Annotated in this window: 15 protein-coding genes; 11 read left to right on the top strand and 4 right to left on the bottom strand. The window is 67.9% G+C overall.

Annotation, left to right across the window (positions count from 1 at the left end):
• Positions 1-115: 115 nt before the first annotated feature.
• Positions 116-742, top strand: a complete 627-nt coding sequence (locus A5732_RS03225; protein ID WP_076100619.1) for a TetR/AcrR family transcriptional regulator — start codon at positions 116-118, stop codon at positions 740-742.
• Here A5732_RS03225 and A5732_RS03220 read toward each other — a convergent pair.
• A complete protein-coding gene (locus A5732_RS03220) occupies positions 704-1,186 on the bottom strand; it encodes a DUF417 family protein (protein WP_076100617.1) in 483 nt (160 codons plus the stop codon). The genes A5732_RS03225 and A5732_RS03220 overlap by 39 nt on opposite strands.
• A 67-nt stretch (positions 1,187-1,253) precedes the next feature.
• Positions 1,254-1,868: a TetR/AcrR family transcriptional regulator gene (locus A5732_RS03215; RefSeq protein WP_076053069.1), complete on the bottom strand. Its 615-nt coding sequence runs from the start codon at positions 1,866-1,868 to the stop codon at positions 1,254-1,256.
• Between the two features lie 162 nt (positions 1,869-2,030).
• Here A5732_RS03215 and A5732_RS03210 point away from each other — a divergent pair, with 162 nt between their 5' ends.
• Positions 2,031-2,591: a pyridoxamine 5'-phosphate oxidase family protein gene (locus tag A5732_RS03210; protein WP_076052848.1), complete on the top strand. Its 561-nt coding sequence runs from the start codon at positions 2,031-2,033 to the stop codon at positions 2,589-2,591.
• Here the strand turns inward: A5732_RS03210 and A5732_RS03205 are convergent, their stop codons facing one another.
• A complete protein-coding gene (locus tag A5732_RS03205) occupies positions 2,592-3,062 on the bottom strand; it encodes an SRPBCC family protein (protein WP_065051824.1) in 471 nt (156 codons plus the stop codon). It abuts the gene before it with no gap.
• A 37-nt stretch (positions 3,063-3,099) separates the two neighbouring features.
• Positions 3,100-4,065 (bottom strand): LysR family transcriptional regulator, encoded by a 966-nt coding sequence (locus A5732_RS03200; RefSeq protein ID WP_076100614.1) that lies wholly within the window; start codon positions 4,063-4,065, stop codon positions 3,100-3,102.
• A 181-nt stretch (positions 4,066-4,246) separates the two neighbouring features.
• Between A5732_RS03200 and A5732_RS03195 the strand changes: the two genes are divergently transcribed.
• The 9 genes from A5732_RS03195 to A5732_RS03155 all read left to right on the top strand — a co-directional run bounded on the left by A5732_RS03195 (position 4,247) and on the right by A5732_RS03155 (position 14,149).
• Positions 4,247-5,122 (top strand): SDR family NAD(P)-dependent oxidoreductase, encoded by an 876-nt coding sequence (locus A5732_RS03195; protein ID WP_076100611.1) that lies wholly within the window; start codon positions 4,247-4,249, stop codon positions 5,120-5,122.
• Position 5,123: 1 nt separating this feature from the next.
• On the top strand, positions 5,124-6,278 hold the full coding sequence (locus A5732_RS03190; protein ID WP_076100609.1) for a sulfotransferase family protein: 1,155 nt from the start codon (positions 5,124-5,126) through the stop codon (positions 6,276-6,278).
• Entirely contained in the window at positions 6,268-7,332 is a 1,065-nt protein-coding gene (locus tag A5732_RS03185) for a hypothetical protein (protein ID WP_076100607.1), read from the top strand. The genes A5732_RS03190 and A5732_RS03185 overlap by 11 nt, the downstream gene beginning before the upstream one ends.
• Before the next feature lie 19 nt (positions 7,333-7,351).
• Positions 7,352-8,173 (top strand): mycofactocin-coupled SDR family oxidoreductase, encoded by an 822-nt coding sequence (locus A5732_RS03180; RefSeq protein WP_076052843.1) that lies wholly within the window; start codon positions 7,352-7,354, stop codon positions 8,171-8,173.
• Positions 8,173-8,943, top strand: a complete 771-nt coding sequence (locus A5732_RS03175) for an SDR family NAD(P)-dependent oxidoreductase (RefSeq protein WP_076100604.1) — start codon at positions 8,173-8,175, stop codon at positions 8,941-8,943. Before A5732_RS03180 ends, A5732_RS03175 begins: the two co-directional genes overlap by 1 nt.
• Before the next feature lie 63 nt (positions 8,944-9,006).
• Entirely contained in the window at positions 9,007-9,219 is a 213-nt protein-coding gene (locus A5732_RS03170) for a heavy-metal-associated domain-containing protein (protein ID WP_064886031.1), read from the top strand.
• Positions 9,216-11,513: a heavy metal translocating P-type ATPase gene (locus tag A5732_RS03165; protein WP_076100601.1), complete on the top strand. Its 2,298-nt coding sequence runs from the start codon at positions 9,216-9,218 to the stop codon at positions 11,511-11,513. Before A5732_RS03170 ends, A5732_RS03165 begins: the two co-directional genes overlap by 4 nt.
• 173 nt (positions 11,514-11,686) lie before the next feature.
• On the top strand, positions 11,687-13,078 hold the full coding sequence (locus A5732_RS03160) for an alpha/beta hydrolase (protein WP_076100598.1): 1,392 nt from the start codon (positions 11,687-11,689) through the stop codon (positions 13,076-13,078).
• Between the two features lie 261 nt (positions 13,079-13,339).
• On the top strand, positions 13,340-14,149 hold the full coding sequence (locus A5732_RS03155) for a polysaccharide deacetylase family protein (protein ID WP_064953404.1): 810 nt from the start codon (positions 13,340-13,342) through the stop codon (positions 14,147-14,149).
• Position 14,150: the final 1 nt, after the last annotated feature.

The following is a 14,150-nucleotide window of genomic DNA, read 5'->3' as shown; positions in this document are numbered from 1 at the left end:
ATCCTGTCCGTCGGCCGATGGTTCGGAACATATCGAATATAATCGGACGATCAATTTCCTTGACGGTGTTGGCGCGGAGGTGCGCGGTGCGTGACCAACGGACCCGCGGCGCGGGATGACCGTCACCGGGCCGCAATTGGGCCGTCCGGTCGGCGCCGATGCTGAGCGGACCCGGGCACGGATCATCACCGCGGCGATGCGCTGTGTGGCCGAGGCGGGCCACGCCCGCGCGACGATTCGTGAGATCGCCCGCGCCGCAGGCATGACCAGCGCCAGCTTGTATCACTACTTTGCGAACAAGTCCGAGTTGCTCGAGGCCACCGTCAGCGAGATGGACGCGATCGCCCTCCCCCGGCGGCGCGCCGCCGCCGCGCAGCCCGACAACGTCGTCGATCGCCTCGAAGCGGTGCTCGACGAGTCGAGCCGGTTGATGCGCGACTATCCCGACCTGGCCGCCTTCGAGCGGACGATGCGCGTCCTCGGCCACGAACCCGGCGACCGGCTGCGGCAACCCGGGCCGAAAGCGTTGCCCGACATCATCACTGAAGTCATCGAGGACGCCCGAGCGCAGGGCGAGCTGCCCGCCGGCACCGAGCCGCGCGCCGCGGTGAATGCGATCCATGCGCTGGCGCGCGGCCTGACGGAACGCGCGGCCAGCCTCGGCCCGGACGCTTACGCCGCGACGCTCGATTCGGCCAAGGGACTACTGCGGGGGACGCTGTTTACCGACGGCCGCCAGTGACTCGCCCAACGTCCACAACGCGACGCCGAGCAAGACCAAATCCTTGAGCAGAAACTGGCCGGGCAGCGCCGAGAGCACCGGAACTCCGTGGGCATACGTCATGACCACGCCCGGGGTGGTGAAGAGAAAACTCAGCGTGCCCAAAAACAGCACCACCGCCAGGGCGCTGCCCGCCGCCGCTACTCGCGGCCACAGCGGGCGCAGCGCGATGAGCAGGGCGGCAACGATTTCCATCGTTCCGAGCGCATACGCGACGAAGGTGACGCTGAATACGTCGTAGACCCAGCTCATCAGCGGGCTGTGCTGAATCAGCACCCGGGACTCCATTTTCACGTACTTGCCGAATCCGATCCACACCAGAACAATCACCAGGCCGTAACGGCTTACGAGTTGGCCCCACCGGGTCAGAGCTGGCGCCGCCGGCGCCAGGGTGTGATCGATCATCGGGCGAAGTCCTTTCAGCTCAATGCGAGGGCGTCCACCCAACCCACGATTCAGGGCACGTTCGCGTTCACTTCCGCAACCGCTCGAGGCCCGCGACGATGAGCCGCAACCCGAAGGCGAATTCGTCGGCCAGCGGGACGGGCAGGTCGTCGGCGACAGCGACCGTCGCGGGAAAGCGGGACGGATCGAGTCGGTGAAAAGCCGCGGAGAGTTCGGCGTCTCGATCCCCGTCGTCCGCGGCCGTGCCGGACAGCTGTATCGCGAAGCCCAGGACGTAGCGGGCCAGCGTCGCGTACGAGTGGGCCGCCACCGCCGGTGGAAAGCCGTTGTCGAGCAGGACGGCCAGGCAGCGCTCGCGGTTGGCCAAGGCGTTCGGCCCCATCGGGGTGTATTCGATCAACAGGGGCGCGACATTGCCGTGCCGGCTCAGCGCGTCAAACATATGCTGCGCGAACAAGATACAGGCTTCTTGCCACGGCAATGCGGCGAGCTCTTCGGCGTCGAGGTCGACCTCCCCGAGGATGTGGTCGATCACCAGGGAGACCAGTTGTGACCGGTTGGAGAAGTGGCGGTACAGCGTGGCCGTACCCGACTCCAGGCGTTGGGCCAGCGAGCGCATCGACAGTGCCTCGGGCCCCTGTTCATCGACGAGTTCGACGGCCGCGGCCAGGATGCGGTCCACCGGCAGGGCCGGACGGCCGCGCGAACGGCGCTGCGGCCGGTCGGTGTCGCTCACATCACTCACCGTGGCGCTCCTCCCGCTTGACACCGCCTTACATTACGGAGACACTGTATCCATAAATATCGGATCGATCAACCACCTTGACAGCAAGGAACATTCGCCATGCTCCTCCCCCTGGCGGCAGAGCCGTTCACCGCTCCCACCGACCGCGACATGCTGCCCTCCGAACGACGCGAGTTCGTGCGCACACATCGCACCTGCGTATTCGGCTACCGCCGCCGCAACGACGGCCCGGCGATGTCGATCGTGTACTACATCCCCACCGACACCGGCGAATTGCTGGTCTCCACCATGGCCGGGCGCGGCAAGGCCCGCATCGTCGAACGCGATCCCAAGGTGAGCCTGTGCGTCCTGGATGAGCGCTGGCCGTTCGCCTATCTGCAGGTCTACGCCGACGCCACCATTGACCAAGACCGGGATCTGGCGGTCGACGTGATGATGGCGGTGGGCGGCCGGATGTCCGGCCAACCACTCGGCGACGAGGCCCGCCCGCACATCGCGGACATGTGCGAACGCGAGAACCGCGTGGTCATCCGCTGCCGGCCCCACTCCACCTTCGCAACGCCGCCACGCCATCTGCACCGCAACGACCAAGCCAGCGAACTCAGCCACTGGGTGTCCGGCGTAATACCTTGGGACGCAGCCGATCCGACGGCGGGCTGATCACCCAGCGTAGCGGTCGCGCAGCTTGCTCAGCGTCGCTTCGATCCCCTTCGCGTTCGCCTTTGCGAAGCCCATCCGCTCGTAGTAGTTCAGCTTGTTCTTGAGCGCACCGGCATCGCGGTAGTCGAACGTTTCGGTGACCTGGGTCTGCGTCGGCGACAGCTTCTCGAATTCCCACCGCCAGCGGTGACCCAACGGGTGGCGCCATTCGATGATTTCGTTTTGCGTCAGCGCCGTGATCGTGCTGGTGATCCGGTAGGGAAGCCCGAACATCTTCATGTGCGTCGAAAACTTCGAGCCCTCAACCAGTTGTGCCGGGACGGTGATGTTGTCGCGCACCGTGCCCGACCCGTCCAGCTCGTGGTGACGGCGTGGATCGGCGACCAAGGCGAACAGCTCGGCGGCCGGGGCGGCCACCTCGACCCTGCGACTCACCTGGCGAGGCCCCCGGTCGACGACAGTGACGGTCATGATGTCTCCTTCCGCTACCCGGCAGCGTAATCCGGTCTTAGTTCTGCGGATCCGGGACGTTCGGATCCCACACCGGTGACGGCACGAACCGCGCAGGCCAGAAGCCAGATTTGGTCAACCGCGCGACCTCTTCGCGCAACACGATTCCGATCTTCGTCGCGAATTCGCGGGGCAACTCGAGTGCCGAGCTCGCGGCCACGCCGAGCTGGTGGTTGATCTCGGGTTGGCAGATCGACGTGCACCGCAGTCGCCCCGCTTCGACCTCGGCACCACACGCCGCCAACGGTAACACCGCGTACCCGAGTTCCGTCTCGACCAGATGCTTGGTCACCTCGACCGAATCCGTCGAAAAGCGCGCCGTGAGAGCCACTTTGAGCCGTAGCGCGGTGTTCTCCAGCGTATTGCGGATGCCGGTCTGGGCGCTGGGCATGATCAGCGGAAGCTTGGCCAGGTCGGCGAAGCGGATCGGGTCGGCGGGCGAGAGGCCCGACGCGGGGCCGCCGAGAAGCATGAGGTCTTCGATCACCAAGTGCCGGAAGAAGAGCCGGTCATCGGAGACCGGATTGATCACCGCCAGGTCAATCGCGCCCTTGAGCAGGCGCTGCACCAGGTCGTCGGTATCCGCCACAGCGAAGTGGAAATGAACGTTCGGAAACGCCGCGCCAAGGCTTGCGGCCAGCGGCGCGGTCAGGACGCCGGCGGTCGCGGCCACCATGCCGAACAGCAGCCCACGCTCGATCCGCGCCAAGGGCGATCCCGCATACCGCACCGCGAGCTCCAGTTGACGCAGCGGGGCGGCCGTCGACGACCGCAACCGTTCACCCTCCTCGGTGAGGTGCACGCCCCGCCGCGTCCGCTCGAACAGGGTGATCCCGAGGTCCTCTTCCAGCAGCCGGATCTGGCGACTGAGCGCCGGTTGGGCGATTCCCAATACGGCCGCCGCGCGTGTGATCGACCCCTCCTCCGCGATCCGCAGGAAGTACTTGAGCCGGTGTGTGTCCATCGCAACCACATCTACCAGCCATACAAATCAGGCATGACTGCTTTCCCGAATTGGTATTACCTCGCGTCGCCGATCGGGTCATATGGTCGGCTGACGCGGCCAAGGCGGCCCGATGCGATGCCCTGCTGGGATGGCTGGCCGGCGCGCGTTGGTCGTCGCAATGTCTAGGGAGAGGTCGACGATGACGCTTCACGACGAGCGGGACTGGGTGCAATTGCTCGGACTTGATCGGTTGCCCAAGCACATCGTCGGCAAGCGGGTCACCGAGTTGATGGACCTGTCCGGCAAAAAGGCCTTCGTCACCGGTGCCGGCGGCGACGGCCTGGGGCAGGCGATCGCCAACCGGCTGGCCGGCTGCGGAGCCGATGTGGCGCTGATCGGCCGCACGTTCGAGAAGGTCGAGCGCCGCGCGAAGGAGGTCGAGCAGCGCTGGGGGGTGCGGGCCATCCCCGTCAAGGCCGACATGTCCGACTGGGACCAGGTGCACGACGCGGTGGATCAGGCGCGCGCCGAACTCGGCGGGCTCGACATCATGGTGAACAACCCGGTGATGGTGGCCGCGGGTCCCTTCGAGCTGCAGACGAAGTCCGAGATCGACTACACGGTGCTGGGCAGCCTGACGATGATGATGTACGGGGCACACGCCGCGCTGCAGCACATGCTCGCCCAGGGCTCCGGGAAGATCATCAACATCGGGTCGGTCGGCGGCCGTATTCAGCAGCGCGGGCTGGTGGTCTACAACGCATGCAAGGCCGGCGTCATCGGGTTCACCCGAAACCTCGCCCACGAGGTCGCACTGCGCGGTGTCAACGTGCTGGGCGTGGCGCCGGGCATCATGATCAAACCGGAGATGCGGCAGTACCTGCTCGATCCCCAGGACGACAGGCAACGCGCGGGCCGCGGCGCCATCCAGGAAGCGATCACCCATCAGGTCCAGCTGGGGCGCGCGTCGTTGCCCGAGGAAGCCGCCAACATGGTCGCCTTCCTCGCTTCCGAGGCGGCCGACTACATGTGCGGGCAGACCATCGACGTGGCGGGCGGCCAGTGGATGGGTTGAGATGCTAACCAGCGAAACGGTTTTGGACGAGGCCAGCGCACAGACCGGGCTGTCCGACTTCGGCGACGAATCCTACGCCGAAGGCCTCGACATCCTCCTGTCCGCGTTGCGCGAGGAGGCGCACCTCAACGCGCGCGGCGAAGCCTTTCTGCATCAACGCATCGTGGGGTATCTCTCGCAGCGCCTCCAGGTCGAGGACTGGTATCGCAGGCATCCGGAGATCGGCGACGTCGCAATCACCGCACCGTTGATCGGCCTGGGGCTGCCCCGGACCGGGTCCACCGCGTTGTCGATGTTGCTGGCGCAGGATCCCGACGTGCGCTACCTGCGCCGGTGGGAGTCCTCGCAACCCTGTCCCCCGCCCTCGACGGTGCGGGGCGTGGACCCGCGCGTGCCGCCCGACAGGGGAGAAATGGTCGGCACCCGCCACCACGTCCCCGGCGATACTCACGGGCCGATGGAGTGCCACGAGTTGATGGCGCTGGATTTCAAGTCGCACATCTTCCAGTCATTCGCCGAAATACCCTCGTATTCAACCTGGTTGGTCGGGCACGCCGACCTCACCTCCACGTTCCGGTATCAGCGCCGGGTGATGCAGCTATTGCAATGGGGCGAACCGGCACACCCCTGGCGGCTCAAATGCCCGTCGCACGTGTTGTGGCTCGACGCCCTGGACGCGGTGTTCCCCGACGCACGCTTCGTGATGACCCATCGCGATCCCACCGACGTCCTGTTGTCGGTGGCCGACCTGTACGCCGACATCATCGGATCGTTCAGCGACCGGATCGACCGCCGGTACATCGGCAGGCTCAACGTCGAACACTGGTCGCTGGGGATGGAACGCGCACTGCGGTTCCGCGCCGGCGGTGCGGAGGACCGGTTCTACGACATCGATTTTCGTGCCATGCAGGCGGATCCGATCGGCGAGGTCGCCGGCCTGTACGCATGGCTGGGGGCCCCGGTGTCCGGCGAGTTCGAAGCGCGGATGCAGAGTTGGTGGCAGCACGCCGCCGCGGAGCGGGAGCCGAGCTCGCACGCCGACCCGGTGGAGTTCGGCATCGATCTCGACGAGGTACGACCCCGGTTCGCCCGGTATGTGGACAGCGCGCGGCGGTGGACGGCACACCAAAGGAGTGAAAAGAGCAATGGCTGTTGACCTCACGGGCGGCATCGACCCGTCCCGCGAGTACGTGCTGGCGCAGCGTCCCGAGGATCCGGAGATGCGCGACTCGGTGAGTTTCTGGGTTGTCGATGACCGCGGCGAGATCGGCCTGCCGCGCATCGGAATCGAGGCGGTGGGCGCCAATTGGGATTCCCATGACATTCAGGTCAACGCGGCGTTCCCCGACGGCCGCGTCTACCGGCTGCGCACCAACGGGCCGTCGCTGCCCACCGGCGGGCCCGACGGGCGGGCGACCGTGCTCGGCGCCGGCGGTCTGGCGTTCCGGTGCGTCGCGCCGTTCGATACCTGGACGATGTCCTACGAGGGGCCCGCGGTCCAGACCTCCTCGGCCGACTTGGTCGCGGGCCGCAAGGACGGCCCGACGGTCGCCATCAGCTTCCACGTCGATGCCAAGATGGCCGTTCCCCCGTGGATTCAGGGCGCATTGCAATCCGACGCCGACACCCAACTCAAGACCACCGCGGTCGGCGCCATCATGGGTGGACCGCGGTATGAGCAATTGTTCACCGCCACAGGCGAATTCCGGGTGGCCGGCGAGCGTCACCCCTTCACCGGCAGCGGGCTGCGCATCCGCCGCACCGGGGTGCGCAAGCTGGCCGGTTTCTGGGGACACTGCTGGCAGTCGGCCGTATTCGGTAGCGGCCGCGCGTTCGGCTACATCGCCTACCCGCCGCGCCCCGACGGTCAGCCCACCTTCAACGAGGGATTCATCTTCACCGGCGACGGCGGCCTGGTCCCGGCAAGGGCGGTGCAGGCGCCGTGGCTGACGCGGCTGCGGCCGCTCGGCGAGCGCGTGCCGCTGGTACTCGAGACCGCCGAGGGTCGTATCGAAATCGACGGCGAGACAGTGTTTTCCACCCACGACATCCATCACGATGACGACATGTACTCCATGAACGCACTCAAGGAGGAGATGGCCCAGTTCCCCGCCGTCCAGCAGGCGGGCGTGCGCTACACATGGGACGGCGAACAGGCCTACGGCATGCTGGAACGCTCCAACCCGCTCGACAAGATCGCCCGCGACTGAAAGGGAGAACCCACCACTCATGAGTCAGTCACTCTCGGGGAAGGTCGCACTGGTCACCGGCGCCGCGCGGGGACAGGGTCGGGCACACGCGGTACGCCTGGCCGCCGAAGGCGCCGACGTCATCGCGGTGGACATCGCCGGACCGCTACCGCCCAGCGTCCCCTACGATTCACCGACGCCCGGCGACCTCGCCGAGACCGCACGGCTGGTAAGCGCCAACGGCCGCAAGGTCATCACCGCCGACGCCGACATCCGCGACCTGGACGCCATGACCGCCGTCGTCGACAACGCGGTGGCAGAACTGGGCCGACTCGACGTCATCGTCGCCAACGCCGGGATCTGCTGCCCCGCGCCCTGGAATCAGATCACCGCGCAGGCGTTCCGAGACACCATCGACACCAACGTCATCGGCACCTGGAACACCGTGATGGCCGGTGCCCAACACATCATCGACGGCGAACGCGGGGGCTCGATCATCCTGATCGGATCGGCCGCCGGCATCAAGATGCAGTCGTTCATGATCCATTACACCGCAAGCAAACACGCCGTCGTCGGGATGGCACGGGCGTTCGCCGCCGAACTCGGCCGGTACAACATCCGCGTCAACAGCCTCAACCCGGGAGGGGTCGCCACCCCGATGGGGACCGGCCGGATGCGCGACGCGCTGGAGGCGGCCGCCGACGAGTACCCGCACCTGCGCGGCATGCACAAACCACTGCTGCCCGAAGGCATCGCACAACCGGAAGACATTGCCGACGCGGTGGCGTGGCTCGCCTCCGACCAATCCAGACTGGTTACCGCGAGCCAAGTTTCGGTCGACATCGGCGTCGGATACGTCTGATGCGCGGCCTGGCTGAGAAGACCTTTTTGGTCGCTGGGGGCGCCACCGGGATCGGGGCGGCCACCGCCAAACGCCTTGCCGCCGAAGGCGCTTGCGTGGCCATCGGGGACAACAACCTGGCCGGCGCCGCCAACACGGCCGACCAGATCGCCGCCGCCGGCGGCCGCGCCATTGCGGTCGAATTCGACCTCGCGGACGAACAGTCGGTGCAACGCCTCGTCCAGACGACCATCACCGAATTCGGCGCCATCCACGGCCTGCACAACGTGGGCGCCGACCTTTCCGAGGACAACCTGGGACGCGACACCACCATCCTCGATACCGGGATGGACGTCTGGCAGCGCACCCTTGACGTCAACCTGCTGGGGTACGTCCGCACGATCCGCGCCGTCCTGCCTCATCTGCTCGCCCAGGGCGGCGGCAGCATCGTGAACACCTCGTCGGGCGCCGCGCTGGGCAGCGATCCGGCGCACGTCGCCTATGGCGCCTCCAAGGCCGCCGTCAACCACCTGACCCGGCACGTGGCCGTCAACTGGGGCAAGCACAACATCCGCAGCAACGGCGTCATGCCCGGCCTGGTGATGGGCGAGACCCAGGAACGGCAGAACGACATCGCCCTGCAGCAGGCCTTCCTGATGTTCGGCAAGACCAGCCGGCTGGGTAGACCGGACGACCTGGCCGCGATCACCGCGTTCCTGCTGTCCGACGAGGCCGAATGGATCACCGGTCAGGTCTGGTACATCGGCGGCGGATCGCACCTGCGCCAATAGGCCGCTCCGCCCGGCAGGCAGAATGGAGTGGTCAAGACTGCCGGGGGATCGAAAAGGAGCGGCATGCCCACCAGCGAATATCAGGTGAGCGGAATGAGCTGCGGCCACTGCGAGGCCGCGGTCCGAAGCGAGGTGGCCCAGATCCCGGGCATCGACGACGTGACGGTCAGCGCGGCCACGGGCAAGCTCGTCGTCACCAGTGCACAGCCCATCGACGCGGACGCCGTCCTCGGCGCCGTCGACGAGGCCGGCTATGAGGCCGTCTTGGTCGCATGAGCACGCCCCCACGGCAGATCGACGAGGGCGCCCTTCCCGATAACCCCGCATCACCGCTGATAGAGCTAGACGTCACGGGGATGACCTGCGCCTCCTGCGCGGCCCGGATCGAGAAGAAACTGAACAAGCTCGACGGCGTCGCCGCCACCGTCAACTACGCCACCGAGAAGGCCGCCGTGACCGCCCCCGCCGGCTACGACGCGCGGATTCTCATCGGCGAGATCGAAAAGGCCGGTTACGGGGCCGCCCTGCCGCGGCGCGCGCCGGAGCCCGCCCGGGACGAGGCGACGCCGGACGACCCGGAACTGATCTCGCTGCGCCGGCGTCTGGTCACCGCGATCGTGCTGGCCGGCCCGGTCATCGCCATGGCCATGCTCCCCGCCCTGCAATTCCCCCACTGGCACTGGATTTCGCTGGCCCTGACCACACCGGTCGTCGTGTGGTGCGGCCGGCCCTTCCACGCGGCCGCGTGGACCAACCTCAAACACGGCGTGGCCACCATGGACACCCTGGTCTCGCTCGGCACCCTGGCGGCATTCCTGTGGTCCGTCTACGCCCTGCTTCTGGGCACGGCCGGCCAGCCGGGCATGCAGCACGACTTCGAGCTGACCGTCGGGCGCGACGGCGCCCCGTGCCACGTCTACTTCGAAGTCGCCGCCGGCGTCACCCTGTTCGTCCTCGCCGGGCGCTATTTCGAAAGGCGGTCCAGGCGGACGGCCGGCGCCGCGCTGCGCACGCTGCTGACGCTGGGCGCCAGGGACGTCGCGGTGCTGCGCCCCGGTCTTCAAGGCAGCGAGACCCGCATCCCGATCGAACGGCTCGCGGTCGGCGACGAGTTCGTCGTGCGCCCCGGGGAACGGATCGCCACCGACGGGATCGTCGTCGCGGGTTCCTCGGCCGTGGACGCCTCCATGCTGACCGGCGAGTCCGTCCCCGTCGAGGTCGGCGAGGGTGATGCTGTCACCGGCGCCACCGTCAACGCGGGCGGCCGGCTCGTCGTCCGGGCCACCGGGGTCGGTGACGACACCCAGCTCGCGCAGATGGCCAGGCTCGTCGAGCGGGCCCAATCCGGCAAAGCCCGGGTACAGCGCCTCGCCGACCGCGTCTCGGGGGTGTTCGTGCCCGTGGTCATGGCGCTGGCGGTGGCGACCCTGGCCGGCTGGCTCGCGGCGGGATTCTCGCTCACCACCGCCCTGACCGCCGCCGTCGCGGTGCTCATCATCGCCTGCCCGTGCGCCCTCGGGCTGGCGACCCCGACCGCCCTGCTTGTCGGCACCGGCCGCGCCGCTCAGCTCGGCGTGCTCATCAACGGGCCCGAGGTGCTGGAGTCGACCCGCGACGTCGACACGATCGTGCTCGACAAGACCGGCACCGTCACCACCGGCAAGATGACCCTGGTCGACGCGATTGCCGCGGCCGGGACCGACCGCGCCATGCTGTTGCGCTACGCCGGCGCCCTGGAAGACGCGTCCGAGCATCCCGTCGCGCGGGCCATCGCCCGGGCCGCCTCGGCGCAACTCGGCCCGCTCCCGGCACCGGCCGACTTCACCGGGGTCAACGGCAAGGGTGTGCGGGGCACGGTCGACGGTCGCGCCGTCGTCGTCGGGCGCGAGAGCCTGCTGACCGAACACGGAATCCGCCTCGACGCGACCCTGGCGGCGGCCAGGACCCGCGCCGAGGGCGAGGGCAGGACCGCCGTCGCCGTCGGCTGGGACGGCCAGGCCCAAGGCATCCTGGTGGTCGCCGACACCGTCAAACCGTCCAGCGCGGAGGCGGTGCGCCAGTTCACCAGGCTGGGCCTGACCCCGGTGCTGCTGACCGGCGACAATACGACCGTGGCCGCCCACATCGCCGGCGAACTCGGCATCGCGCAGGTCATCGCCGACGCGACGCCCGCCGACAAGGTCGCCGCCGTCAAACGCCTGCAATCCGAGGGCAAGGTGGTCGCCATGGTCGGTGACGGCATCAACGACGCCGCCGCGCTGGCCGCCGCCGACCTGGGCCTGGCCATGGGCACCGGCACAGACGTCGCGATCCAGGCCGCCGACCTCACGGTGATCCGCGGTGACCTGCGCGCCGCCGTCGACGCGATCCGGCTGTCCCGGGCAACCCTGGCCACCATCAAGGCCAACCTGCTGTGGGCCTTCGGATACAACCTGGCCGCGATCCCCCTGGCGGCGCTCGGCATGCTCAACCCGATGTTCGCCGGTGCCGCGATGGCGGCCTCCAGCCTTCTCGTCGTCGGTAACAGCCTGCGGCTGCGTTCGTTCACCAGCGTCATCGCCGACGCATGAGCGGTGGATCCCGCTCCGGGCGTATCTGGTCGGCCCACACGCGGAAACGGTCGGCTGACGGGCCACGTCCGTATGGGATAGTTGGTCCGGCCGCCGCCTTCGGTGACCCCGACCGGCCCTTCGATACTCACCTCACCCGCCCGCAGCGATCGATCTAGCAAAGGTCACGACCGTTGGAGCAGTTCTTCGGACAACTGTCCCTGTTGCACGGCTGGTTTCCGCCGGCCGTGCAGGGCCTGGCGCTGCTCGTGCTGCTCGTCGCGATTCAATGGCGCACACGAAGCTGGCTCAAGCGGGTGCTTCCGGTGGCGCTGATCGCGGCCGTCGCGGTGACGCTGCTGGCCCGGTGGTACATCACCTCGCTCGGGGTGGCCGGCGACCCGGCACCGACGACGCTGTGGCTCTGGATCGCGATGACCGGCCTGGCCACCGCGGTCTTCCTGGTGGGGTGGCGAGGAATCCGCTGGTGGCGGCGCGCGGTGGCGGTGCTGGCGATACCGCTGTGCGTGCTGTGCGCGGGCATGGCGCTCAACGGCTGGGTGGGCTACTTCCCCACCGCGCTCGCCGCGTGGAATCAGCTGACCTCCGTGCCGCTGCCCGACCAGATCGACCGGCTTCGGGTGACCGAGATGCAGGTCGCCGGGACCAAGCCGACCAAGGGCGTGGTGGTGCCGGTGGACATCGACGACAACGGCTCGCACTTCGCGCACCGCCGCGAATTGGTCTATCTGCCTCCCGCATGGTTCAACACCAACCCACCACCCCGACTGCCGGCGGTCATGATGATCAGCTCCGCCTTCAACACCCCGGCCGACTGGCTGGGCCCCGGCGGCGCGTTCACCGCCATCGACAACTTCGCGGCCGCACACCACGGCTTCTCCCCGGTGCTGGTGTTCGTCGATCCGACCGGTTCCTTCGACAACGACACCGAGTGCGTCAACGGCACCCGCGGCAACGCCGCCGACCACCTGACGAAGGACATCGAGCCCTTCATGGTGTCGAACTTCGGCGTCAGCGCCGACCGGGCCAACTGGGGCGTCGCCGGATGGTCGATGGGCGGCACCTGCGCCGTCACCCTGGCCGTCATGCACCCCGAGCTGTTCAGCGCGTTCGTGGACATCGCGGGTGACCGCGGACCCAACGGCGGCTCCAAGGATCAAACCATCGCCCGGCTGTTCGGCGGCAACCACGACGCCTGGGCCGCCTTCGACCCGGTCACCGTCATGACGAAGCACGGCCACTACGACGGCCTGTCGGGTTGGTTCGACGTGCCCGGCTCGGACGGGGCGCACAACGTCGCGCAGGAAGGCAATCCGGCCCTGATCGCCTCCAGCAGCGATCCCGCCGCCAACCCCGAGGGCCAGGACGTCGCGGCGAACTCGCTGTGCGCCGTCGGCGCCGCCAACGGCATCGCCTGCGCGGTGGTCACCCAGCCGGGCAAACACGACTGGCCGTTCGCCGCCGAGGCGTTTGCCACAGCACTACCCTGGCTGGCCTCGACGCTCGGCACCCCCAATACCGAACCCGTGCAGCTGCCGCAACGGGCCGCCGGCGAACCGCACTAATCCCCGCTGGTCGGCTCACGTTCACCGGCAATTACCGGGATCGGCGAGAATTCACAGCTGACCCTGCCGTAACGCAGCCGCCATCTGGCCGCAGCGAATGGTACCGTTCGCTGCTGTGGCCTCGATGTTTCGCACCAGCGGCGGTTCCCACGCGGACCCGCTGATTGCGCAGCGCGCCACAATATATGTGCGAATCCTCGGGCCGAATTCGCCATTTCTGTTCTCGCGTGATTGTTTGTTCGACGCCCTCGCTTGTCAGCCATGAATCGTCGTCAGTTCCTTGGATCGCTCGCCGCGTCGGTCGTCGCCGGCGTAGGCGCTGCGCGGCTCATCGTCGATCCGCAGCCACGCACGTTCGCCCAGACCCCGGCGGCCGACATACCGACCTCCGGCCCGACCGCGCCGCAGGCCCTGCTGCCGCCCCCGCCACCGAGCGCCCGCATCCCGCTGCCCGGCGGCGGCGCCCTGATGAAGATCCCCGGCGAGGGCGACCTGCTCGCGCTGACCGTGGACGACGGCGTCAACAGCGAGGTGGTGCGGGCCTACACGCAGTTCGCCAAGGACACCGACATCCGGCTGACCTATTTCGTCAACGGGGTCTACGACTCGTGGACCGAGAACCTGGACATGCTGCGGCCATTGGTGGACAGCGGGCAGATTCAGCTCGGCAACCACACCTGGTCTCACCCGGACCTGACCACGCTGACGAAAGAGAAAGTCGCCGAACAGCTCTCACGTAACGACGCGTTTCTGAAGAACACGTACGGGATCGGCGCGAAACCGTATTGGCGGCCGCCGTATGCGAAACGCAACGCCGCCGTCGACGCGGTGGCCGCCGACCTCGGTTACAAGGTCCCGACTTTGTGGTCGGGATCGCTGTCGGACTCGACGTTGATCACCGAGGAGTACATCGTGCAGATGGCCGATCAGTACTTCACACCGCAGTCCATCGTGATCGGGCACCTCAATCATCTGCCGGTGACGCATGTCTATCCGCAACTCGTCGACATCATCCGCGACCGGAACCTTCGCACCGTCACGCTCAACGACGTGTTCCTCAAGACGCCGTAAC

This window comes from Mycobacterium colombiense (assembly GCF_001953985.1).
GTDB classification, from domain to species: domain Bacteria; phylum Actinomycetota; class Actinomycetes; order Mycobacteriales; family Mycobacteriaceae; genus Mycobacterium; species Mycobacterium colombiense_B.
This window is presented reverse-complemented; position numbering and strand designations above follow the sequence as displayed.

Bases quoted from the DNA above. Each gene is read 5' to 3' on its own strand.
- A5732_RS03210 (WP_076052848.1), top strand. From the start codon at position 2,031: ATGCTCCTCCCCCTGGCGGCAGAGCCGTTCACCGCTCCCACCGACCGC.
- A5732_RS03195 (WP_076100611.1), top strand. From the start codon at position 4,247: ATGACGCTTCACGACGAGCGGGACTGGGTGCAATTGCTCGGACTTGAT.
- A5732_RS03185 (WP_076100607.1), top strand. From the start codon at position 6,268: ATGGCTGTTGACCTCACGGGCGGCATCGACCCGTCCCGCGAGTACGTG.
- A5732_RS03180 (WP_076052843.1), top strand. From the start codon at position 7,352: ATGAGTCAGTCACTCTCGGGGAAGGTCGCACTGGTCACCGGCGCCGCG.
- A5732_RS03220 (WP_076100617.1), bottom strand. From the start codon at position 1,186: ATGATCGATCACACCCTGGCGCCGGCGGCGCCAGCTCTGACCCGGTGG.
- A5732_RS03155 (WP_064953404.1), top strand. From the start codon at position 13,340: ATGAATCGTCGTCAGTTCCTTGGATCGCTCGCCGCGTCGGTCGTCGCC.
- A5732_RS03175 (WP_076100604.1), top strand. From the start codon at position 8,173: ATGCGCGGCCTGGCTGAGAAGACCTTTTTGGTCGCTGGGGGCGCCACC.
- A5732_RS03170 (WP_064886031.1), top strand. From the start codon at position 9,007: ATGCCCACCAGCGAATATCAGGTGAGCGGAATGAGCTGCGGCCACTGC.
- A5732_RS03200 (WP_076100614.1), bottom strand. From the start codon at position 4,065: ATGGACACACACCGGCTCAAGTACTTCCTGCGGATCGCGGAGGAGGGG.
- A5732_RS03190 (WP_076100609.1), top strand. From the start codon at position 5,124: ATGCTAACCAGCGAAACGGTTTTGGACGAGGCCAGCGCACAGACCGGG.
- A5732_RS03205 (WP_065051824.1), bottom strand. From the start codon at position 3,062: ATGACCGTCACTGTCGTCGACCGGGGGCCTCGCCAGGTGAGTCGCAGG.
- A5732_RS03165 (WP_076100601.1), top strand. From the start codon at position 9,216: ATGAGCACGCCCCCACGGCAGATCGACGAGGGCGCCCTTCCCGATAAC.
- A5732_RS03225 (WP_076100619.1), top strand. From the start codon at position 116: ATGACCGTCACCGGGCCGCAATTGGGCCGTCCGGTCGGCGCCGATGCT.